A 21,997-nucleotide genomic window follows, 5' to 3' on the forward strand; every position below is an offset into this window, starting at 1 on the left:
GCATGATGAACGCACCGCTCAACATTTCCATGCCGGCCGAGGCGTCCAAGGCGCCGAAGGCTTACAAGCTCCTGATCGACGGCAAGCATGTCGATGCCCGTGACGGCCGCACGATTGCGCGCAACAGCCCCGGCCATGGCTTCACCGTTTCGCGCTATGCGCAGGCCGGCGAGGCCGAGGTGGAGGCGGCCATGCAGGCCGCGCACAAGGCATTCGAGACCGGCCCTTGGCCGCGCATGAAGGCGGCCGAGCGTGCCGCCATCCTGCTCAAGACGGCCGACCTGATCGAGGCCCAGCTCGAAGACATCGCCCGCCTCGATGCGCTGGAGTCCGGCAAGCCGATCGCCCAGGCGCGTGGCGAGATCGGCGGCGCCGTCGACATCTGGCGTTATGCCGCCTCGCTCGCCCGCACGCTGCACGGCGAGAGCTACGCCAATCTCGGCGACGCCATGCTGGGCGTCGTCCTGCGCGAGCCGATCGGCGTCGTCTCGATCATCACCCCGTGGAACTTCCCGTTCCTGATCGTCAGCCAGAAACTGCCCTTCGCGCTCGCCGCCGGCTGCACCGCGGTGGTCAAGCCGAGCGAAATGACCTCGGCGTCGACCTTCGTGCTCGGCGACATCCTGATGCAGGCCGGCCTGCCCGCCGGCGTCGTCAACATCCTGGCCGGCCTCGGCGCCGATGTCGGGGGGCCGATGGTCAGCCATCCGCTGGTCGAAATGGTGTCGTTCACAGGCTCGACCCGCGTCGGCAAGATGACCATGGCTTCCGCCGCGCAGTCGCTGAAGAAAGTCTCGATGGAGCTCGGCGGCAAGAACGGCCAGATCGTCTTCCCCGATGCCGATCTTGAGGCGGCCGCTGACGCAGCAGTGTTCGGCGGCTTCTTCAACGCCGGCGAATGCTGCAATGCTGGTAGCCGGCTGATCGTGCATGAAGCCATCGCCGACGATTTCCTCGCCACCGTCAAGGCCCTCACCGCCATGGTAACGGTCGGCGACCCACTCGATGACCGAACCAAGGTTGGCGCGATGATATCAGCCGACCATCTGACCAAGGTGGCGGATTACGTCGTGGCAGCAGCAAAAGACGGCAGCAATGTCTATACCGGTGGCGGCCAATTGGCGTCCAATGCCGGCCAGTACCTCGATCCGACCATCATCCGCGGCGTTACCGAAGACATGGCTATTGCGCGCGAGGAAGTGTTTGGCCCGGTGCTCTCCGTGCTGACTTTTGGATCGATTGAAAAGGCGTTGCACATCGCCAACAACACGCCCTATGGTCTGTCTGCAGGGGTGTGGAGCGCCAGCATCGACACTTGTATGTCGGTGGCGCGTGGTGTGCGTTCGGGGACCGTTTGGGTGAACACATTCATGGAAGGCTTTCCCGAGTTGCCATTCGGGGGCTACAAGCAGTCCGGCATCGGACGCGAACTCGGCAAACGCGCTGTCGAGGATTATACCGAGGAAAAGACAATCCAGTTTCATCGCGGCCAGCGCACCGGTTGGTGGGTCGGCTGAGTTTGGAAGAACCCGGTGGGGCTTCCACCGGTCGTGTAATGCAACAAGGGAGGTAGAACATGTTGCGCAAACTGCTTATCGGAACGGCTCTGGCGACGGCCTTTGCTTTCTCGGCCCATGCCGAGGACGTCAAGGAAGTGCAGATGCTGCATTGGTGGACGTCGGGCGGCGAAGCGGCTGCTCTCAACGTCCTCAAGGGCGACCTTGCCAAGGAAGGCTATGCCTGGAAGGACGTGCCGGTGGCCGGTGGTGGCGGCGACGCCGCCATGACTGCGCTGAAGGCGATGGTCGCGGCCGGCAATTACCCGACCGCGTCGCAGATGCTCGGCTACACCGTGCTCGACTATGCGGCGGCCGGCGTCATGGGCGACCTGACCGAGACGGCGAAGAAGGAAGGCTGGGACAAGTCGGTTCCGGCAGCCCTGCAAAAGTTCTCTGTCTATGACGGCAAGTGGGTCGCTGCTCCAGTCAACGTCCACTCCGTCAACTGGCTGTGGATCAACAAGGCGGTGATGGACAAGATCGGCGGCACCGAGCCAAAGACCTTCGACGACTTCGTCGCCCTGCTCGACAAAGCCAAGGCGGCTGGCGTCATTCCGCTCGCCCTTGGCGGCCAGAACTGGCAGGAAGCCACCATGTTCGACTCGGTTGTGCTGTCGACCGGCGGACCTGAGTTCTACAAGAAGGCCTTCAACGACCTCGACGACGAGTCCCTCAAGTCGGACACGATGAAGAAGTCGTTCGACAACCTCGCCAAGCTCGTCACCTATGTCGACCCGAACTTCTCGGGCCGCGACTGGAACCTTGCCACCGCCATGGTCATCAAGGGCGATGCCCTGGTGCAGGTGATGGGTGACTGGGCCAAGGGCGAGTTCAACGCCGCCAAGAAAACGCCGGGCACCGACTTCCTGTGCTATCGCTTCCCGGGCACGGAAGGCTCGGTGGTCTACAACTCCGACATGTTCGGCATGTTCAACGTTCCGGACGACCGCAAGGCCGCCCAGGTCGCGTTGGCCACCGCCACCCTGTCGAAGAGCTTCCAGTCGGCCTTCAACGTCGTCAAGGGTTCGGTTCCCGCCCGTACCGACGTTCCGGACACCGACTTCGACGCGTGCGGCAAGAAGGGCATCGCCGACCTGAAGGCTGCCAACGAAGGCGGCACACTGTTCGGCTCGCTTGCCCAGGGCTATGGCGCGCCTCCGGCGGTCGCCAATGCCTACAAGGACGTCGTTTCGAAGTTCGTCCACGGTCAGATCAAGACCTCGGACGAAGCCGTGACCGAACTGGTCAAGGCAATCGACGACGCCAAGTAAGCGCTGGCCAGAAACACACCTTCCCCGCTTCGGCGGGGAAGGTGTCACCTAAGGATTGGCCAGCTGGCGCAATTCCAGGAAAAGTGTGAGCGGTTTTCCGGCCGGAATTGCGTAAAAGAAAGAGTTAGAGAGGTTCGCCGTTTCCGTGAAACGGTGAGAGCACTCTTGAACACCATGCCGACCAGAGACCCGTATGCACGGGGCCGCCTTGCCGCCTGACGGCAGAGCACGGACGACCCGAACGGGAGGAGCCTCATGAGCAGTGTAGCGACGACCCAGATCAAGCTGACACCCGAGCGGTCTCGCCCCTCCGTGCGCGCGCGACTGCAGGACGCGCTGCCGAAGATCGTGCTGGCGCCGAGCTTCGCCATCACCATCGTCTTCGTCTATGGCTTCATCCTGTGGACAGTCTATCTGTCCTTCACCAATTCCAAGACCTTCCCGTCCTATGTCATTACCGGACCACGCGCGTATCTACGGCTGTGGGGCTGGACGTTCGACTCCGACCCGCCATCGAGCTGGTACACGTCGATCGTCAATATGGGCATTTTTGGCTTTCTCTACATCGCCATCTGCCTGGCGCTCGGCCTGTTCCTGGCCATCCTGCTCGACCAGAAGATTCGCGGCGAAGGCGTGTTGCGGCCGATCTATCTCTACCCGATGGCGCTGTCCTTCATCGTCACCGGCGTCGCCTGGAAATGGTTCCTCGACCCCGGCCTCGGTCTTGAGCAGACCTTGCATCAGTGGGGCTGGACGAGCTTCCATTTCGACTGGATCAAGAACAAGGATTTCGTCATCTACACGGTGGTCATTGCCGGCGTCTGGCAGGCCTCCGGCTTCATCATGGCGATGTTCCTGGCCGGCCTGCGTGGCATTGACGGCGAGATCATGAAGGCGGCGCAGATCGACGGTGCCACCACCTTCCAGCTCTACCGCCGCATCGTCATTCCGCTGCTGCGGCCAATCTTCCTGTCGGCCTTCATCGTGCTCGCGCACCTTGCCATCAAGTCCTACGATCTCGTGGTGGCGCTGACCAGCGGCGGCCCCGGTGGCTCGGCCTGGCTGCCGTCCAACTTCATGTATGAGTACACCTTCAAGCGCAACGAAATGGCCGTCGGCTCGGCCAGTGCCGTGATCATGCTGATGACCATCGTTGCCATCATCGTGCCTTATCTCTATTCGGAACTGCGGGAGAAGCCGCAATGAGCGCCGTTGCCACCCCTGCCCGCCAGGCCTGTAGCGGCATGAGCACCAAGACCCTCAACCGCATCGTCATCTACGGACTGCTGGCGCTGTTTGCGTTGTTCTACCTGATGCCGCTGTTCGTCATGCTGGTGACCTCGTTCAAGACCATGGAGGAGATCCAGAACGGCAACATGCTGGCGCTGCCCCAGGCGCCGACCTTCGACCCATGGATAAAGGCGTGGAGCGAAGTTTGCTCGGGCCTGACCTGCGTCGGCATGAAGGGCTATTTCTGGAACTCGATCAAGATGGTGGTTCCGGCAGTCATCATCTCGACCCTGCTCGGCGCGCTCAACGGCTATGTGCTGACCAAATGGCGCTTTCGCGGGGCGACGCTGGTGTTCGGGCTGATGCTGTTTGCCTGTTTCATCCCGTTCCAGTCGGTACTGCTGCCGATGGCAACGATCCTCGGCAGCTTGGGCCGGTTCGGCGTCAAGCTGCAGAACGCGACCGGTTTCACCTTCGGCTTTGGCAATCCGACCGTGAACCTGGTGTTCGTTCACGTCGTCTACGGCATCGGTTTCACCACCCTCTTCTTCCGCAATTACTACGAAGCGTTTCCGAACGAGCTGGTGAAGGCGGCGCAGATCGACGGGGCAAGCTTCTTCCAGATCTTCCGGCGCATCATGCTGCCCAACTCGCTGCCGATCATCGTGGTGACGGTGATCTACCAGTTCACCAACATCTGGAACGACTTCCTGTTCGCCTCCGCCTATGCCGGCTCCGGCGACGTGATGCCGATGACGGTGGCGCTCAACAACGTCGTCAACACCTCGACAGGCGTCGTCGAATACAACGTCAACATGGCTGCGGCGATGATCGCAGCCCTGCCCACCCTTCTCGTCTATGTGGTCGCCGGCCGCTACTTCGTGCGTGGCCTGATGGCGGGCGCGGTCAAAGGATAATCTGATGGCTTTTCTGGAAATTGATGGGCTGAAGAAGCGCTTCGGGAATGTCGAGATCCTGAAGGGCATCGATGTCGAGCTCGAAAAGGGCGGCTTCCTGGTGCTGGTCGGCCCGTCCGGCTGCGGCAAGTCCACCTTGCTCAACACGATTGCCGGCCTGGAGCAGATCACCGAGGGCGAAATCCGCGTCGACGGCCGCGCCATCAACGATCTGCACCCATCCAAGCGCGACATCGCCATGGTGTTCCAGAGCTATGCGCTCTATCCGAACATGACGGTGGCCGGAAACATCTCCTTCGGCATGGAGATGCGCGGCGTGCCGGCCGACGAACGCCAAAAGGCGATCGACAAGGTGGCCAAGGTCCTGCAGATCGGCCACCTCCTGCAGCGCAAGCCGAGCCAGCTTTCCGGCGGCCAGCGCCAGCGCGTCGCCATGGGCCGGGCGCTGGTGCGCGACCCTAAGCTGTTCCTGTTCGACGAGCCTTTGTCCAACCTCGACGCCAAATTGCGCGTTGACATGCGCATCGAGATCAAGCGCCTGCATGCCACCACCGGCACAACCATCGTCTACGTCACCCACGACCAGATCGAGGCGATGACGCTGGCTACCAAGATCGCCGTCATGCGCGACGGCGAGGTGCAGCAGTTCGGCACCCCGGCCGAGATCTACAACAACCCGACCAATTTGTTCGTCGCCGACTTCATGGGTTCGCCGGCGATGAACCTGATCCCGGCGACCATTGCCACGTCGGGCAATGCGCTGTCCGTCGTGTTGGAGCGCGAGGCGCGCGAGCCCATTACGCTGCCGATGGCCAATGCGCCGGCGGGCCTGTCGGCGTTCCAGGGCAAGCCGATCATCTTCGGCGTGCGCCCGGAAGCGCTGACCGATCCGGAAGGTGCGGAACGCAACGCCTCCAACATTGCCACTGCCGACCTGCACATCGAAGTGGTCGAGCCGGCAGGGTCCGACACTTTCGCGGTGACCAACCTCGGCGGCAAGGGCGTGGTGGCGCGGTTGCGGGCCGACGCCAACATCCAGCCGGGCACCAGCACGCCGCTCGCCTTCAACCTGACCAAGGCCGTGTTCTTCGATCCGGCGACCGAACACCGCATCCGCTGATCGAGATGGTCAGCCCCGATATCGTCATGATCGGCTCCGGTATCGGCGGCGCTACGATCGCCTCCGGTCTGGCGGGCAGCGGTGCCTCGATCCTGATGCTGGAGCGCGGTGAGCCCTTGACGGCAACGCCGCATGCCCGCGACACGCGCTCCATTTTCGTCGACGGCCACTACCGTCCGAAGGAGATGTGGCGCGAGGCCGGCGGTGCGGCCTTCAACCCCGGCAATTACTACTATGTCGGCGGCAATTCGAAATTCTATGGCGCGGTGCTGATCCGCTACCGCAAAGAGGATTTCGCCGCCATGGAGCACTTCGGTGGCGTCTCGCCGGCATGGCCGTTTTCCTACGATGAATTCGAGCCTTGGTATTCGAAAGCCGAGCAGCTGTTTCGCGTCCGCGGTTCACTCGGCGAGGACCCGACCGAACCGTTCCACTCCATCCCCTATGCCTTCAAGCCGGTGCCCGACGAGGCGCCGATTGCGCGCGCCCGCGCCGAGCTGAAGGGACTGGGCCTGCACCCCGCCTCGCTGCCGCTCGGCGTCGACATCGACACCTGGCTGAAAGGGGGCAAGACCGGCTGGGACGCATTCCCCAACACCGCCCAGGGCAAGGTTGATGCGCAGACCGGACCGCTGACGGCTGCACTCAAGGACAGCAATATCCGACTCGAAACCGGCTGCCATGTCGAATATCTCGAAGCGTCGTCCGACGGCAAAAGCATCGCTGCCGTTCACTACCGTCAGAATGGCGAGATGAAGAAAGTCGCGCCGAAGCTTGTCATCCTGTCCGCCGGCGCGGTCAATTCCGCCGTCATCCTGCTGCGCTCGCCTTCACCAGATGGCAAAGGCCTCGCCAACCGCTCCGACCAGGTCGGCCGCAATTTCATGAACCATAATTCGAGCGCCATGCTGGCGATCGATCCGCGCCGCAGGAACGACAGCGTCTACCAGAAGACGCTGATGCTGAATGACTACTATCTCTCCGACGGCAAAGGCGGCAAGCCGCTCGGCAACGTCCAGCTGCTCGGCAAGATCGACGGCAACATGTTGAAGGCCAACGTCAAACGCGTGCCGAAATTCGCGCTCGATTACATGGCCGGTCACGCCGTCGACTGGTATCTGATGTGCGAGGATCTACCCGATCCGGAAAGCCGCATCATGGTCGACGGCAAGGACATCGTCATGCAATGGCGGCGCTCCAACATGCAGTCGCTGGACGGGCTGACCAGGGTGATGCGTGAGAACTTCCGCGCCTGCGGTTATCCCATCGTGCTGTCGCGTCCCTTCGACAAGCGCACGCCCTCGCACCAGTGCGGCACGGTGAAAATGGGCGACCATCCGGCGACGTCGCCGCTCGACCCTTTCTGCCGCGCCTTCGACCACCCGAACCTGTTCGTTGTCGACGCCAGTTTTTTGCCGAACTCGGCCGCCGTGAATCCGGCGCTGTCGATTGCGGCACAGGCGCTGCGCGTGGCCGAGCATATTCGCCGAACGGACCTCGCGGCATGACCCACCCCGCAGCAATCGTCACCGGCGGTGCGCGCGGCATTGGGCTCGCCTGCGCCGAGGCGCTGGCCGGGGACGGCTTCGACATTTTGATCGCCGACCTTGCCGAACAAGCGCCGGACGAACTGGCCGCCAACATCACCGCACGGGGTGCGGAGTTCGCCTATGTCCGTTGTGATATCGCCAACCTCGAGGATCACACGGCCCTCGTCGACGCCGCCATACGTGCCTTCAGCCGCATCGACTGCCTCGTCAACAATGCCGGCATCGGCGCCGTGGTGCGCGGCGATCTGCTGGAGCTGAAGCCCGAGAATTTCGACCGTGCGCTGGACGTCAATTTGCGCGGCACAGTCTTCCTTAGCCAGGCCGTCGCCAAGGCGATGCTGGCGGCTCCCAGCAATCATCCGCGCTCGATCATCACCATCACCTCGGTCAGCGCCGATATGGCCTCGCCGGAACGCGCCGACTACTGCATCTCGAAAGCCGGCCTTTCGATGTGGGTGAAGAACCTGGCGCTACGGCTTGCGCCGGAAAACATCGGCGTGTTCGAACTGCGGCCGGGCATCATTCGCACCGACATGACCGCGAGCGTATCAGCCAAATACGACGCGCTTATCGACAGCGGCCTGGTGCCGGCAAAACGCTGGGGCGAAGCATCGGACATCGGCGCCGTGGTGGCGACGCTTGCCGCCGGCAAGCTCGGCTTTTCCACAGGCTCGATTATCAATGTCGACGGCGCGCTCTCCGTGCCTCGACTGTAGGTGGATAGGGTTATGACCGACTACATCATCGTAGGTGCCGGCCCGGCCGGCTGCGTTCTGGCCAACCGGCTGAGCGAGGATCCAGCGAACTCCGTGCTGCTGCTCGAGGCCGGCGGCAAGGACTGGCACCCCTACATCCACATGCCGGCGGGCTTTGCCAAGATGACCAAGGGCATCGCTTCCTGGGGCTGGTCGACTGTGCCGCAGAGGCACATGCAAGACCGCGTCTTCTGGTATACGCAGGCGAAGGTGGTCGGCGGCGGCTCGTCCATCAATGCCCAGATATACACGCGCGGCAACGCTCGCGACTACGACGCATGGGAGAAGGAAGAGGGCCTCGCGGGCTGGGGCTATCGCGACGTGCTGCCCTATTTCAAGCGCGCCGAGAACAACCAGCGCTTCGCCAACGATTTTCACGGCGACCAGGGGCCGCTCGGCGTGTCGAACCCGATTTCGCCGCTGCCGATTTGCGAGGCCTATTTCCGCGCCGGCCAAGAGATGGGCATCCCCTTCAACCCGGATTTCAACGGCGCTAGCCAGGAAGGCGTCGGCTACTACCAGCTGACCCAGAAGGACGCCCGGCGCTCATCCGCTTCGGTCGCCTATTTGAAGCCCATCCGCGCCCGCAAGAACCTGACAGTCCGAACCGATGTGCTGGTCACCCGCATCGTCGTCGAGAAAGGCCGCGCCATCGGCGTCGAGACCGTCGACAAACCCGGCGGCGAGAAGACCATCATGCGCGCCGAGCGCGAAGTGATCGTCTCGTCGGGCGCCATCGGTTCGCCGAAGCTGTTGATGCAGTCGGGCATCGGCCCGGCTGATCACCTGAAATCGGTCGGCGTGACGCCGGTGCATGATCTGCCCGGTGTCGGCTCCAACATGCAGGACCATCTCGATTTGTTCGTCATCGCCGAATGCACCGGCGACCACACCTATGACAACTACGCCAAGCTGCACCGCACCGCGTGGGCCGGCTTGCAGTATCTGCTGCTGAAGAAAGGGCCGGTCGCCTCCAGCCTGTTCGAGACCGGCGGCTTCTGGTACGCCGATCCGACCGCCGCCTCGCCCGACATCCAGTTCCATCTGGGACTCGGCTCCGGCATCGAGGCCGGCGTCGAGAGGTTGAAGAACCCCGGCGTGACCTTGAACTCGGCCTTCCTGCGCCCGCGCTCGCGCGGCACGGTGCGGCTGAGCAGCGCCGACCCGGCCGACCACCCGCTGATCGATCCCAACTATTGGTCGGACCCTTATGACCGCGCCATGTCGATCAAGGGCCTCAGGCTTGCGCGCGAGATCATGCGGCAGAAGGCGCTTGCACCTTACGTGTTGCGCGAGGTGCTGCCCGGACCATCGCTCGCCAGCGATGACGAGCTGATCGACTATGCCTGCCGCACCGCCAAGACCGACCATCATCCGGTGGGTACCTGCCGCATGGGCCATGACGATATGGCGGTGGTCACACCGGACCTGCGCCTGCGCGGCATCGAGGGCCTGCGTGTCTGCGACGCCTCGGTCATGCCGCGCGTGCCCTCCTCCAACACCAACGCGCCGACCATCATGGTCGGCGAAAAAGGCGCCGACATCATCCTCGGCCGCGAGCCGCTGCCGCCGGCGGTGTTCTCCGGCAATCGGGCCGCATAGCCACTTAGGAGAACGAACCAATGATCAGACACTGCGTCTTCGTACGCCTCCGCAGCGATGTGCCCGCCACGGAGCGCACGGCAATCCACGCCGATCTCGAAGCACTGCGCTCCGTTGTCGACGGCATGGACGCGGTCCATTTCAGCACCAATGTCAGCCCGGAGCCGTTCGTGCGCGGCTTCAGCCATGCCTTCACCATCGACTTCCGCGATGCCGCCGCCCGCGACGCCTATCTCGTGCATGAAGCGCATCAGCGCGCCGGCGCCCGATTGGTCGCAGCGCTCGAAGGCGGCACCGACGGGCTGATGGTGTTCGATCTCGACATTACGAAAAAGTGACCGCGCTTCTTTCGAAAGCCGGCTGACGCCTGTTCTCTTTTGCGCCCCAAGGAACATATCGTTCCCCGGGGGCGTTTAGGAGGAACGTCGTGGCTCTCACCGCGCAGCAGAAGAAAACCGTCCTTGCCTCCTTCCTCGGCTGGACGCTCGACGCTTTTGATTTCTTCCTTCTGACGTTCCTGCTCACCGATATCGCAACCGAATTCAACACTGACGTCCCGCAGTCTCCAAAGCGTTGTTCCTGACGCTGGCGACACGCTTCATCGGCGCCTTCTTCTTCGGCAGGCTGGCCGACAAATATGGCCGCAAGCCCATTCTGATGCTCAACATCGTCAGCTATTCGGTGGTCGGCGCGCTGGCTGCCTTCTCGCCCAATCTCGGCATTTTCCTGGCGCTGCGCGCTCTGTTCGGCATCGCCATGGGCGGCGAATGGGGGCTGGGCAGTTCGCTCGCCATGGAGTCCATTCCGCCCAGTGCCCGCGGCATGGTCTCGGGCATCCTGCAATGCGGCTATCCCACCGGCTACCTTCTGGCGGCCGTGGTTTACGGCGTGCTTTACGAGCAGACGATCGGTGGTTACACGATCGGCTGGCGCGCCATGTTCCTGCTCTCCTTCCTGCCGGCACTGATCGTGCTCTTCATCCGCTCGCATGTGCCGGAATCGCCGGCCTTCGTCGAGGCGCAGAAGTCCGTCAGACCTGGCCTTCTTGAAACGCTGCGGAAGCACTGGGGCGTCGCCGTCTATGCGGTCGTGCTGATGATGTTCTTCAATTTCTTCAGCCACGGCACGCAGGACCTCTACCCGACCTTCCTCAAGAAGCAGCATGGCTTCGACCCGCACACGGTGAGTTGGATCACCATCGTCGCCAATATCGGCGCCATCGTCGGCGGGTTGGCGTTCGGCGCACTGTCGGAGAAGATCGGCCGCGTCAGCGCGATAACGCTCCCCTGCCTGATTGCCTTGCCCTCGATTCCGCTCTGGGCCTTCAGCTCGACACCGTTCATGCTGGCCATCGGCGCCTTCGTCATGCAGGTCGCGGTGCAGGGCGCCTGGGGCGTCATCCCGGTGCATCTTAACGAGCTGTCGCCCGGCGCCGTGCGGGCAACCTTGCCCGGCTTCATCTACCAGGCCGGCAATCTCGCGGCGTCCTATGGCGGTCCCTACCAGGCCGGCATCGCCGAGGCGTCTGGAGGCAGCTATGGCTACGCGCTGGCGCTGTTTGCCGGCGTGGTCGCCGTCTGCATCATCGTCGTCATCCGCTTCAGTCCGGAACGGCGCGGACAGGTGATGACGGTGCTCGGCTGAAGTAGTCAGGCTCTCAGCCCAGTCTGAGGGCCACGACACCGGCGACGATGCTGAGCGCGGCGGCGCCGCGCCAGCCTGTCATCTTCTCGCCGAGCGCGAAAACCGAGATCATCATGGCAAACAGGATCGACGTCTCGCGCAACGACGCCACCGAGGCGATCGGCGCCTTGGTCATCGCCCACATGACGATCCAGTAGGCCGCGCCGCTAAGCACGCCGGTGAACAGGCCTGCCTTCCAGTCGCGCGCCAGCACGGGCAGGGCCTTGGGCCCGCGAAAGATGAGGCACAGCACCAGCGCCCACGTGGCATCGCAGATGAACAGCCATGCGGCATAGCTCGTTGCCGTTGCGGCCAGCCGCGCGCCGCTGCCGTCGGAGAGCGTGTAGCTGGATATGAAGATCGAAGTGCCGAGCGCAAAGCCGACCGCCCGCACATTGATCCGCTCCAGATGCGCGCCGCCGCGAAACGACATCACCAACGTGCCGGCCGACAGCAGCAGGATGCCGAGGATGGCGAAAGGCGCCGGCATCTCCTGCAGCACGACAACGCCGCCGAGGGCGGTCAAAAGCGGCGCCGTGCCGCGCGCCAGCGGATAGGTTTGGGCGAAATCGCCGGCCTTGTAGGCGCCGATCAGGAAAGTCCGGTAGCCCATGTGGAAAATCACCGAGGCGATGATGAAAGGCCACACTTCGGCCTTCGGAAACTCGACGAAGGGCAGCACGAAAAGCGCGGCAAACCCCATGCCCAGTGTCATCAGCGTGATCGACAGGAAGCGATCGAGATGGACCTTGACCAGCGCGTTCCAGATCGCGTGCATGGCGGCGGCGGCAAGCACCGCGAAGAAGACGAAAAGCGTCATCGAGGGCTCACCGATCTCCCGAGCTCAAAGGCGTTTCGAGATCGATATCGATCCGGACCGGAAAATGGTCTGAAGCGATCTCGCCTATATCGGCACTGACCGAGCGCACACTGTCGGCGAACATACCGCCGACGAAGCAATGGTCGAGCCGGCGTTTTGCCACTTTCCCGTCGATCGTTTTCACATGGGTGTGGTAATCGGCAGCCGGCTCGCTAGCGACGGCAGCGGCATCAACAAAGCCGTCGAGATAGGCCGCCCCGCGATGATAGGGCGTGCTGCCGACGATGCGGCTGTATTCGGCGCTGCCAGGCTCCATGTTGAAATCGCCCATCCAGATCGCCGCCGTCGGGTTCTCCGGCTCGGCCTCGCCGCTGGTCCAGTTGCGCGAAGGCTCATCGTCCGCGCCGCTCCACGGGCCGCCCTCGGACGGCGCGCGGCGATGCTCGGCCAAGAGATAGTCGATCTGCTCCAGACGCTCCTCCGCCGCGATATGGGCGAGATGCAGCGACAGGACCCTTACCGGTCCGGCCGGCGTGCGGATCATGCATTCGAGCGCGGCGTTGCGCGTGTTGAGCGGCTTGAGCGTGCGGCGCATGGGCAGCGCGTGCAGCCGCGACCAGGCGATCGGCAGCTTCGACAGCAGCATGGTGCCGAACTGGCGGCGGCGGTTGACGACCCGGCCGTCGCGCTGCTCACTGGCGTCCATGTCGAAGGCCGGGCCATAGACCCAGTAATAGCTAGGCAGCAGCTTGGACAGGACCTCCGGCTGGTCGTCCTCATTGGTGCGCTGCCAATGCCGCTCGACCTCCTGCAGCGCGATGATATCGGCGCCGTCGACCAGCTTGGTGCAGCGCGAAAGATCGTACCGGCCATCGCCGCCGAACCCGTACTGGATGTTGTAGCTGACCAGCTTCATTGCTTATCCGGCTGAATTTCGCTTTGGCAGTAGCGGTTCGGCAGACGGGTTGCAATGTACCGGCACGACGGCGGAACTGGGCCAGCGTCTATGATGTGGTCAGCGGCTGGAACCGGCCCGCCGGCGATGCCGCCAGTTCGGCCCAGTCGATCTCTTCCTCCAGCCGGTGGTAGGCTTCGTCGCCGATCGTGCCGTTGCTGCGCAACTCCTCGAGCGTGTCGCGCTGGCGGTTGATGGCATAGAGGCGCAGCCGGTCGTATTCGGTCGCGGCCTGAGCGTCCTCCGGGTTTTCCGCAATCAGGCGCTGCGCTTCATACTGTTCGCGCACGACGGCGGCGGCCGCAGATGTCTTGCGGCTCAGCACGTCCAGTGCTGCCTGCATGATGGCGACGCGCGCCTGCGCCACCTCATTGTCGACGGTTCTATCGGGGTCGAAGTTGATCCAGCGCAGCAGCGGCTTCAGCGTCATGCCTTGCAGCACCAGCGTGCCCAGCACCACCGCGAAGGCGGCAAGCACGATCGGGTCGCGGCCGGGAAAATCGGCCGGCAGCGCAATGGCCACCACCAGCGTCACCAACCCACGCATGCCGCACCAGCCGACAATGACGGCGCCGCCGAACGTCGGCAATTCCCGCCTTGCCTCTTGGCTGCCGAAGCGGGCAAGCCACCGGATGATCGCGACGTAACTCGCCACCCAGACAAGGCGCGCGACGATAACGACGACCAGCACCGTTGCGGCGAAAAGGAATGCTTCGCCTTGCCCGTCGCCGGCCAGCCTGCCAACGATCGTGCGTGCCTGCAGGCCCATCAGCACGAAAGCCAGCACGTTGAGCACGAACACCGCCGACTCCCAGACCGAATAGGTGCTGACGCGGCGTCTCGCCGACGACTGGCGCGGCGCCCTGCGCGCAATGGTCATGGCATAGACGACGATGGTGATGATGGCGGAAAGGCCGAGCCTGTCGGCGATGATCCACACGGCGAAGGTTCCGGCAAACTGCACCACCGTGCTGCTCGCCGCATCCTCGATGCGGCCGAGCGCCAGCAGCGAGACGCGGCCAAACAGATAGCCCGCGATCACACTGCCGATCGTTGCCAGCAGGATCACCGGAACGGCGTTGCTGAGCATGATCGTGCCAAGCGCCGCCGAAACCGCCAGCCGGTAGATCAGCAGCGCCGTGGCATCGTTGAGCAGGCTCTCGCCCTGCAGGATGGCGGTGATGCGGTGCGGCACCTTGAACTGGCTGAGCACGGCGGATGCGGCCACCGCATCCGGTGGCGCGACGATGGCGCCGAGCGCGATTGCCGCCGCGATCGGCAGGCCGGCCATCTTCCAGCCGACCAAGGCAACCATCACGGTGGTGAAGACCACGGCGCCCAGCGCCAGCAACGCGAGCGACAGCCGGTAGCGCTTGAGGTCGCGCAGCGACGTGTCATAGGCGGCGTCGAGAAGCACCGGCGCGATGAACAGGGCAAGCGCCAGCTCCGGATCGATCTCGATCGTCGGCGCACCGGGTACGAAGGCAATCGCGACGCCGGCCAGAGCCAGCAGGGACGGATAGGGAATTTCCAGCCGCCGCGACAGCGCCGTCAGCGCGACGGCAGCCAGAAGCAGGATGAGGGTAAGTTCGAATAGCGCCATGGCCCATCGTAGCGGCGAAGCGGCATCATGGGCAGTGGCTGGATGGCAAGATGCTGTTGATTATCCAGCACTCGGGGTCCGGCAATGATACGGCCGTTCATCGCGCCAGCTCGAATCGACCGCCTCGGTCGCGCCAAAATGCTGCTTGCTAGTGCAGCACCAGCATATCGCTTGATGAGAACGATATGTCGGCCTTCTCGCCGACTGCGGGCGGTGGCGTTGCCGGGCTGTTGAAGGTGTCGAGCGACACCGTGTTGCCTCCGATGCCGACGCGAACGCGGATGACCGAGCCGAGGAAGTGCACTTCGGAGATTTCGCCCGACAGGCTTGAATCGCGACCGGGCTGGCGGCCTAGCGAAATCGCCTCGGGACGCAGCGCCAGCGACAGCGTGTCACCGGACTTCGAGCCGTTGAGCTTGCCCTTGAGCGAGACTTCCTGCGTGTTGACCTGCACCGTGCCGGCCGCGGCGTCAGTGACCTTGCCTTCGAGCACGTTCAGCGTGCCGACGAAGTTGGCGACGAACTTGGTCGCCGGCCGGTTGTAGATCTCGAACGGCGTGCCGACCTGCTCGGCCTTGCCGCCATACATCACCGCGATGCGGTCGGAGATCGACAGCGCCTCTTCCTGGTCATGTGTGACGAAGATGGTGGTGATGCCGAGCTTCTTCTGGATCGAGCGGATTTCCTCGCGCAACGACACACGTACCTTGGCATCGAGCGCCGACAGCGGCTCGTCGAGCAAAAGCAGCTTCGGCTTCGGCGCGATGGCGCGGGCCAGCGCGATGCGCTGCTGCTGGCCGCCGGAGAGCTGGTAGGGATAGCGGTCGGCCATCTGCGGCAGCTTGATGATGTCGAGCATCTCGGCCACGCGTCTGTCGATGTCCGCCTTGGGCATGCCGGCGACCTTCAGGCCAAAGCCGATGTTTTGCGCCACCGTCAGGTTGGGGAACAGCGCATAGGCTTGGAACACCATGCCGACATTGCGCTGGTTGGGCTTTAGCCTCGTGATGTCCTTGCCTGCGACGACGATCTTGCCCGCCGACGGCTCTTCGAAACCGGCGACCATGCGCAGCACGGTGGTCTTGCCGCAACCCGATGGCCCAAGGAAGGAAACGAACTCGCCCGGCTCGACATCAAGATTGAAATCTTCGACCACGGTGGTGGCGCCGAAGGATTTTCGCACATGCTGGATGGAGAGGAATGGTTCGGCCATGGCTTTTTCTTTCGATCAGTACTTTGTCGATCAGTTCGGGCGGTTCGCCGATCTCGGCGCGAAACGGGACAGGATCTGGATCAGCGACATACAGCCCCAGGTGATGGCGAAGGCGATGATGGCAAGCGCCGCCGGCTCATAGGCGCGGTTGGCGCCAACGTTTTGCAGATAGGGGCCGAAGGCGGGCCGGTTGAGCAAGCTGGCCATGGTGAATTCGCCAATGACGATGGCGAAGGTAAGGAAGGCGCCCGACAGCACGGCGATCAGCACATTGGGCAGGATCACACGACCAATGATCGTGCCCCAACCGGCGCCAAGGATCTGCGCCGCTTCGGTCAGCGTCCTGACGTCGATGGTGCGCAGTCCGGTATCGACCGCGCGATACATGTAGGGCAGCGCCAGCATTGCATAGCCGATGACCAGCAAGGCATTTGTGCCCATGTCGGTCGCCAGGAACGGCAGCGGCGAATTCGAACCGTACATCCTGATATAGCCGAAGACGATGACGATGGCGGGAATGACCAGCGGCAGCAGCGTGATGAACTCTACGATCGGGCGCAGTTGCGGCAGGCGCAGTCGAATCCAGTAGGCGGCGGGCACCACGATCAACACGCCCAGAATGATGGTGAAGATGGCGGCAAGCACTGAGTAGCCAAAGGTCGCCTGAAAACGAGGGTCGCCAAGCACGATCTGATAGGCGTCGAAGGAATAAGCGCCGCGCCGCATGCGCAAGGAAAATTCCACCGTCGCGATCAGCGGAATGAAGAAATAGGCCGCGCCCAGCCCGAAGACGACCCAGGCCCAGAATTTTCCGGACTTCATTTCAGCCACCTCTCCGAGCGCGTCCGGAACCAGATGTAGAAGACATTGGCCAGCCCGGTGATGACGATCATGCCGAAGGCGATCGCATAGCCGAGATGGGCATTGTGCAGCACGTCACCGCGTATCTGCGCATAGAGCAGGATCGGCACGATGTTGAGTGAAGAGCCGGTCAGCGCATAGGCGGTGGCGATGGCGCCGAAGGCATTGGCGAAGAGCAGGATGACCGTGCCGAGGAAACTCGGCCAGATCACCGGGATGACCACCATGCGCCAGTATTGCGTCTGGGTGGCGCCAAGCGTCGCCGCAGCCTCGCCCCACTCCTTCTTCAAGCCGTCGATCGCAGGCGTGATGATGACCACCATTAGGGGAATCTGGAAATAGACATAGGTCAGCGTCAGGCCCCAGAACGACAGGATGTTGAAGCCGTGCGCGTAGATATTAAGACCGAAAAAAGTGTTCAGCATCACCGTGGCAAGGCCCAGCCGGCCGAGCGTGGCGATGAAGGCGAAGGCCAGCGGTACGCCGGCGAAATTGGAAGCCACGCCGGAGAATGTCAACGTCGCCGAACGTATCCACTCCGGCAGGCCGCCGCGCACGATGGCGATGGCGATGCCGAGACCTGCGAAGGCGCCGATCAGCGACGAGGAAAGGCTGACCTTGAGCGAGATCCAGTAGGCGGCGACAATCGATGGCTGCGCCAGTGCTGCTATGTTTTCGAACGTGAATTCGCCGGCATCGTTCTGGAATGCACCCAGCATCAGATAGAGCGTGGGTAGGATCAGGAACATGATGGCGAAGATGAAGAATGGCGCAACGCCGAGCCATTGCGTCGGCAGTCGCATTGCACGCGCCTCGCTGGGGGGCGCGGTCTTCCCGGCAACTGCGTGATCGGAAAGCGAGATATCTGTCATGCGCCGGCTACCGTCTCCGAGGAACACCGGGCGGCCGCGAGGCCGCCCGGTTGGTTTCAAGCCTTACTTGACGTTGGCGCCGACGACGGCATCCCAGTTCTTGGTGACGGCTTCCTTTGCCTTGCCCTGCTCGTCCAGCGTCGGGAACACTGCGGCAGCGTAAGCCTCGGCCGGCGGCAGCTTGGCCATCACGTCCGCCGGGAGCTTGCCGTTCTTGGCAAGATCGTTGAAGCGGATCGGGTGGCAATAGCCCTTCAGCCAGCCGATCTGGCCTTCGTCGGAGTAGAGATACTCCAGCCAGAGCTTGGCAGCGTTCGGATGCGGTGCGAAAGCACTGATCGCCTGCACATAGACGCCGGCAACGACACCGGTCTTGGGCACGACGACGTCGACGGGCGGATTGCCCTTCAGCGTGTCGCGACCGGCAAGTGCATTGTAATCCCAGGTCACCAGGATCGGCGTCTGGCCTTGTGCCAGGGTCGCCGGTTTGCCGATGACCGGCACGAAATTGCCGGCGGCGTTAAGCTTCTTGAAGAAGTCGAGACCAGCAGTGCCAGCAGCTTCGCCGGCAGCCGCACCACCGGAAATGCCGGCCGCGTAGACGGCCTGGATGGCCTGGTTCGAGGCGCGCGGGTCGCCGGCAAGCGCCACGGTGTTGGCGAATTCCGGCTTCAGCAGGTCAGCCCAGTCAGCAGGCGCTTCCTTGACGAGGTCCTTGTTCACCAGGAAGGATAGCACGCCATAGTAGTCGCCGGTCCAGTAACCATCGGCATCCTTGGCGCTGTCGGGGATCGAGTCCCAGGTCGACACTTTGTAGGGCTGGATCAGGCCGTCAGCCTTGGCGGTCGGGCCGAAGGACAGGCCAACGTCGATGACGTCGGGCGCCTGCGGGCCCTTGTTGTCCTTGTTGGCCTTGATCGCCTCGACCTCGTCGCCGGAGCCGGCATCGGGGTTGAGTTCGTTGATGGTGATCTCAGGATACTTTGCCTTGAAGCCGTCGATGACGGCGCCGTAGCCGCACCAGTCATGCGGCAGCGCGATGGTCGTGAGCTGGCCTTCCTTCTTCGCAGCGGCAACCAGTTCATCCATGGACTGGGCCGACGAGATAGCAGAGGTCGCCATGAGGGCGACGGCCGAAAGGGAAAGCACTTTCCCTGTGAACTTGAACATGTGTTCTCTCCGTTGAACTGGCGTCCTGGACGCCTGCGATGCGGTATCGGTTTCATATGACAGCCAGATGAAAGCTTTTTGAAACTGGCCCCCGGCGGTACGAAAAGTTAACTCTTTTTAACCGGCTGTAGCAATTAGCCTCGACTTAATTTCCCGGCTAATGGTTTATTGCCTTGCTTTTTGCCCCCTTGCCCTTCCTTTCCCTTCGTTTTTAGATCACGCCCGGCGCAGAAACCGCCTCAGACAGTGCCGGCGATAGTGTTCTCGAGCAGCGTCAGCGCTGCTTTCTTGGTCAGCTTGACCGGGTTGCCGCCGGCTGTCGGATCGACCACCGCCATGTCGGCGATCAGCCCCTTGCGCTTCTTGTCCATGTCGAGCCCCTTGATCAGATCGGGCAGCGCATGCGGCACCTTCAATTCCTTGCGCAGCTTGATGATCGCTTTGGCAAAGCCGTCGAAGCCACCCTTGATGCCGCAATAGGCAGCGAGCCGGGCAATCCGCTCCTCGATGGAGTCGCGATTGAAGGCCAAGACATAGGGCATGAACACCGCATTCGTCATGCCGTGATGGGTGTCGTAGAGCGCGCCGATCGGATGCGACAGCGAGTGGATGGCGCCAAGACCCTTCTGGAAGGCGGCAGCACCCATGGCGGCCGCACTCATCATGTGGGCGCGCGCGACAAGGTCCTTGCCTTTGGCGTAGGCCCTGGGCAGGTTCTCGAACACCAGGCGCACACCTTCCACCGCAATGCCGTCGGCCATCGGATGGTAGCCCGGCGCGCAATAGGCTTCGAGGCAATGTGCCAGCGCATCCATGCCGGTGCCGGCGGTGATGAAGCCGGGCATGCCGACCGACAGTTCCGGATCGGCAATGACGATTGCCGGCAAAAGCTTCGGATGGAAGATGACCTTCTTGGTGTGCGTCGCCTCATTGGTGATGACGCCGGCACGCCCGACTTCCGAGCCTGTGCCGGCAGTGGTCGGCACGGCGATGATCGGCGCGATGGCATCCGAATTGGCGCGCGTCCACCAGTCGCCGACATCCTCAAAGTCCCAGATCGGTCGCGTCTGGCCGGCCTGGAACGCGATCAGCTTGCCGAGATCGAGCGCTGAACCGCCGCCGAAGGCGATGACGCCGTCATGCTTGCCCTTCTTGAAAACGGCGATGCCGGCGGTGAGGTTGGAATCGACCGGGTTCGGCTTCACCTCGGAGAACACGCCATAGGATACCTTGGCGTCGTCGAGGATTTTCAGCGTCGAAGCGACGACCGGCAGTTTCGCCAACCCCGGATCGGTGACGAAAAGCGGCCGCTTAATGCCGGTGGCAGCGAGCACCTCAGGCAGTTCCTTGATGCGCCCGGCGCCGAAGCGGACGGTGGTCGGGTAGTTCCATTTGGAGATCAGCTTGGACATGTCTTGTCTTTCAAAAAATCAGATGGCTTCGCGCAGATGGAAGGATTTCGGCCGGGTCAGATTGTCGTAGCCGAGCGCCGAAAGGGCGACGCCTTTGCCGGTGTCCTTGACGCCGGTCCAGACCAGCGCCGGATCGAGGTAGTCGCAGCGGTTCATGAACACGGTGCCGGTCTCGACGCGGTCGCCGATCGCCACCGCATGCTCGATATCGTCGGTCCAGATCGAAGCGGTCAGCCCGTAGGGGCTGTCGTTCATCAGCGCGATCGCCTCCTCGTCGTTGCGCACCTTCATGATGCCGACGATCGGGCCAAAACTTTCCTCGCGCATGACGCTCATCTGGTGGTCGACGCCGGTCAGCACTTCCGGCGCGAGATAGGGCGAGCCGGCCTTGTCGTTAGCCACCTTCATATTGATGTGTGCGATTGCACCCTTGCGCAGCGCCTCGGCCTTCTGCTCGCGGATCAGGTCGGCAAAGCGCGCCTGCGCCATCGGCCCCATTGTCGTCGCCTGTTCTAGCGGATTGCCGACGGCATAATTCTTCGTCTCGGCGATGAAACCTTCGACGAACTGGTCGTAGACCTTCTCATGCACATAGACGCGCTCGATGCCGCAGCAGCACTGGCCGGAATTGTAGAAGGCGCCGTCGACCAGATTGGCCACCGCATGGTCGAGCTTGGCGTCGGGCAGCACATAGGCCGGATCCTTGCCGCCGAGTTCGAGCCCGAGCGTCATGAAGGTGCCGGCCGCCGCCTTCTCGATGGCGCGGCCGCCGCCGACCGAACCGGTGAAATTGACATGGTCGATCTTGCCCGAGCCGAGCAGCTTCTCGGTCTGGGCATGGTTCAGCACGACATTCTGGAACACGCCCTTGGGCAGCCCAACCTTGTCGAACGCCTGCTGGAACCGTTCGCCAACCAGCAGCGTCTGCGCCGCATGTTTGAGGATAACGGTATTGCCGGCCATCAGTGCCGGCACGATGGTGTTGACGGCGGTCAGATAGGGATAGTTCCACGGCGCGATCACCATGACGACGCCGAGCGGATCCTTCTTCACATAGCGTCGGAAGCCGTCCTTCGGGTTGGATGCCGGCACGGATTTCAGCGCGGCTTCAGCGATCTCGACCATGTAATTGGTGCGTTCCCTGACGCCGCCGAACTCGCCGCCATAGCGCACCGGTCGCCCCATCTGCCAGGCGATCTCCGGCACGATCTCGTCGGTCATCGCGACCAGCGCTTCGAGCATCGCCAGCATAAATTTGCCGCGCTCGACGATCGGCGTCAGCGCCCACTTCTCCTGCGCCGCCTTGGCGCGCTCGACCGCGGCATTGATCGCCTGGTCGGTCGCGATCGGCCGCTCGGCGTAAATCGAACCATCGATGGGCGATTTGAGTTTTACGGTTTCCAA

The 21,997-nt window shown here is 63.1% G+C and carries 18 protein-coding genes and 1 pseudogene; 10 read left to right on the plus strand and 9 right to left on the minus strand.

What is annotated here, in order from left to right; all coding sequences use genetic code 11:
• Positions 1–5 precede the first annotated feature (5 nt).
• From NKH22_RS11505 to NKH22_RS11550, 10 genes and pseudogenes are all read left to right on the plus strand, one after another.
• Positions 6–1,517 carry an aldehyde dehydrogenase family protein gene (locus tag NKH22_RS11505; protein ID WP_023820637.1) on the plus strand — a complete coding sequence of 504 codons (1,512 nt, stop codon included), beginning with the start codon at positions 6–8 and terminating at the stop codon, positions 1,515–1,517.
• 59 nt (positions 1,518–1,576) lie between these two features.
• The gene (locus NKH22_RS11510; RefSeq protein WP_027049809.1) at positions 1,577–2,830 is read left to right on the plus strand and encodes an ABC transporter substrate-binding protein; all 1,254 of its coding nucleotides are present in this window, start codon (positions 1,577–1,579) and stop codon (positions 2,828–2,830) included.
• A gap of 255 nt (positions 2,831–3,085) precedes the next feature.
• On the plus strand, positions 3,086–4,036 hold the full coding sequence (locus NKH22_RS11515) for a carbohydrate ABC transporter permease (RefSeq protein ID WP_023820636.1): 951 nt from the start codon (positions 3,086–3,088) through the stop codon (positions 4,034–4,036).
• Positions 4,033–4,977: a carbohydrate ABC transporter permease gene (locus tag NKH22_RS11520; protein ID WP_023820635.1), complete on the plus strand. Its 945-nt coding sequence runs from the start codon at positions 4,033–4,035 to the stop codon at positions 4,975–4,977. The genes NKH22_RS11515 and NKH22_RS11520 overlap by 4 nt, the downstream gene beginning before the upstream one ends.
• Before the next feature lie 4 nt (positions 4,978–4,981).
• Positions 4,982–6,097: an ABC transporter ATP-binding protein gene (locus NKH22_RS11525; protein ID WP_023671180.1), complete on the plus strand. Its 1,116-nt coding sequence runs from the start codon at positions 4,982–4,984 to the stop codon at positions 6,095–6,097.
• Between the two features lie 5 nt (positions 6,098–6,102).
• Complete coding sequence (locus tag NKH22_RS11530) at positions 6,103–7,605, plus strand: GMC oxidoreductase (protein WP_023820634.1); 1,503 nt, start codon at positions 6,103–6,105, stop codon at positions 7,603–7,605.
• Positions 7,602–8,363 (plus strand): 3-ketoacyl-ACP reductase, encoded by a 762-nt coding sequence (locus NKH22_RS11535; protein ID WP_023820633.1) that lies wholly within the window; start codon positions 7,602–7,604, stop codon positions 8,361–8,363. Before NKH22_RS11530 ends, NKH22_RS11535 begins: the two co-directional genes overlap by 4 nt.
• Positions 8,364–8,375: 12 nt before the next feature.
• Entirely contained in the window at positions 8,376–10,004 is a 1,629-nt protein-coding gene (locus tag NKH22_RS11540; protein ID WP_023733503.1) for a GMC family oxidoreductase, read from the plus strand.
• A gap of 20 nt (positions 10,005–10,024) precedes the next feature.
• Entirely contained in the window at positions 10,025–10,342 is a 318-nt protein-coding gene (locus NKH22_RS11545) for a Dabb family protein (protein ID WP_023820632.1), read from the plus strand.
• An 89-nt stretch (positions 10,343–10,431) separates the two neighbouring features.
• Positions 10,432–11,648: pseudogene (locus tag NKH22_RS11550) on the plus strand (MFS transporter).
• Between the two features lie 13 nt (positions 11,649–11,661).
• Here the strand turns inward: NKH22_RS11550 and NKH22_RS11555 are convergent.
• The 9 genes from NKH22_RS11555 to NKH22_RS11595 all read right to left on the minus strand — a co-directional run bounded on the left by NKH22_RS11555 (position 11,662) and on the right by NKH22_RS11595 (position 21,997).
• Positions 11,662–12,507, minus strand: coding sequence for an EamA family transporter (locus NKH22_RS11555; protein WP_023820631.1), 846 nt, complete (start codon positions 12,505–12,507; stop codon positions 11,662–11,664).
• A 7-nt stretch (positions 12,508–12,514) separates the two neighbouring features.
• On the minus strand, positions 12,515–13,423 hold the full coding sequence (locus tag NKH22_RS11560) for an endonuclease/exonuclease/phosphatase family protein (protein ID WP_023820630.1): 909 nt from the start codon (positions 13,421–13,423) through the stop codon (positions 12,515–12,517).
• A gap of 88 nt (positions 13,424–13,511) precedes the next feature.
• Entirely contained in the window at positions 13,512–15,065 is a 1,554-nt protein-coding gene (locus NKH22_RS11565; RefSeq protein WP_352909573.1) for a cation:proton antiporter, read from the minus strand.
• A 148-nt stretch (positions 15,066–15,213) separates the two neighbouring features.
• Positions 15,214–16,278 (minus strand): ABC transporter ATP-binding protein, encoded by a 1,065-nt coding sequence (locus tag NKH22_RS11570; protein WP_023686439.1) that lies wholly within the window; start codon positions 16,276–16,278, stop codon positions 15,214–15,216.
• Between the two features lie 30 nt (positions 16,279–16,308).
• Positions 16,309–17,100, minus strand: coding sequence for an ABC transporter permease (locus tag NKH22_RS11575; protein ID WP_023671171.1), 792 nt, complete (start codon positions 17,098–17,100; stop codon positions 16,309–16,311).
• Entirely contained in the window at positions 17,097–18,011 is a 915-nt protein-coding gene (locus NKH22_RS11580; RefSeq protein WP_023817252.1) for an ABC transporter permease, read from the minus strand. Before NKH22_RS11580 ends, NKH22_RS11575 begins: the two co-directional genes overlap by 4 nt.
• Positions 18,012–18,074: 63 nt before the next feature.
• Positions 18,075–19,181 carry an ABC transporter substrate-binding protein gene (locus NKH22_RS11585; protein ID WP_023671169.1) on the minus strand — a complete coding sequence of 369 codons (1,107 nt, stop codon included), beginning with the start codon at positions 19,179–19,181 and terminating at the stop codon, positions 18,075–18,077.
• Positions 19,182–19,420: 239 nt separating this feature from the next.
• Positions 19,421–20,593, minus strand: coding sequence for an iron-containing alcohol dehydrogenase (locus NKH22_RS11590; protein WP_023691837.1), 1,173 nt, complete (start codon positions 20,591–20,593; stop codon positions 19,421–19,423).
• An 18-nt stretch (positions 20,594–20,611) separates the two neighbouring features.
• The gene (locus NKH22_RS11595; RefSeq protein ID WP_023691838.1) at positions 20,612–21,997 is read right to left on the minus strand and encodes an aldehyde dehydrogenase family protein; all 1,386 of its coding nucleotides are present in this window, start codon (positions 21,995–21,997) and stop codon (positions 20,612–20,614) included.

Source organism: Mesorhizobium sp. M1252 (genome assembly GCF_040318265.1).
GTDB lineage: Bacteria > Pseudomonadota > Alphaproteobacteria > Rhizobiales > Rhizobiaceae > Mesorhizobium.

Excerpts from the sequence above, each read along its gene's own strand:
- NKH22_RS11560 (WP_023820630.1), bottom strand. The coding sequence starts at position 13,423 with ATGAAGCTGGTCAGCTACAACATCCAGTACGGGTTCGGCGGCGATGGC.
- NKH22_RS11585 (WP_023671169.1), bottom strand. The coding sequence starts at position 19,181 with ATGTTCAAGTTCACAGGGAAAGTGCTTTCCCTTTCGGCCGTCGCCCTC.
- NKH22_RS11535 (WP_023820633.1), top strand. The coding sequence starts at position 7,602 with ATGACCCACCCCGCAGCAATCGTCACCGGCGGTGCGCGCGGCATTGGG.
- NKH22_RS11525 (WP_023671180.1), top strand. The coding sequence starts at position 4,982 with ATGGCTTTTCTGGAAATTGATGGGCTGAAGAAGCGCTTCGGGAATGTC.
- NKH22_RS11575 (WP_023671171.1), bottom strand. The coding sequence starts at position 17,100 with ATGAAGTCCGGAAAATTCTGGGCCTGGGTCGTCTTCGGGCTGGGCGCG.
- NKH22_RS11590 (WP_023691837.1), bottom strand. The coding sequence starts at position 20,593 with ATGTCCAAGCTGATCTCCAAATGGAACTACCCGACCACCGTCCGCTTC.
- NKH22_RS11515 (WP_023820636.1), top strand. The coding sequence starts at position 3,086 with ATGAGCAGTGTAGCGACGACCCAGATCAAGCTGACACCCGAGCGGTCT.
- NKH22_RS11580 (WP_023817252.1), bottom strand. The coding sequence starts at position 18,011 with ATGACAGATATCTCGCTTTCCGATCACGCAGTTGCCGGGAAGACCGCG.
- NKH22_RS11530 (WP_023820634.1), top strand. The coding sequence starts at position 6,103 with ATGGTCAGCCCCGATATCGTCATGATCGGCTCCGGTATCGGCGGCGCT.
- NKH22_RS11570 (WP_023686439.1), bottom strand. The coding sequence starts at position 16,278 with ATGGCCGAACCATTCCTCTCCATCCAGCATGTGCGAAAATCCTTCGGC.
- NKH22_RS11510 (WP_027049809.1), top strand. The coding sequence starts at position 1,577 with ATGTTGCGCAAACTGCTTATCGGAACGGCTCTGGCGACGGCCTTTGCT.
- NKH22_RS11540 (WP_023733503.1), top strand. The coding sequence starts at position 8,376 with ATGACCGACTACATCATCGTAGGTGCCGGCCCGGCCGGCTGCGTTCTG.
- NKH22_RS11555 (WP_023820631.1), bottom strand. The coding sequence starts at position 12,507 with ATGACGCTTTTCGTCTTCTTCGCGGTGCTTGCCGCCGCCGCCATGCAC.
- NKH22_RS11505 (WP_023820637.1), top strand. The coding sequence starts at position 6 with ATGAACGCACCGCTCAACATTTCCATGCCGGCCGAGGCGTCCAAGGCG.
- NKH22_RS11545 (WP_023820632.1), top strand. The coding sequence starts at position 10,025 with ATGATCAGACACTGCGTCTTCGTACGCCTCCGCAGCGATGTGCCCGCC.
- NKH22_RS11565 (WP_352909573.1), bottom strand. The coding sequence starts at position 15,065 with ATGGCGCTATTCGAACTTACCCTCATCCTGCTTCTGGCTGCCGTCGCG.
- NKH22_RS11520 (WP_023820635.1), top strand. The coding sequence starts at position 4,033 with ATGAGCGCCGTTGCCACCCCTGCCCGCCAGGCCTGTAGCGGCATGAGC.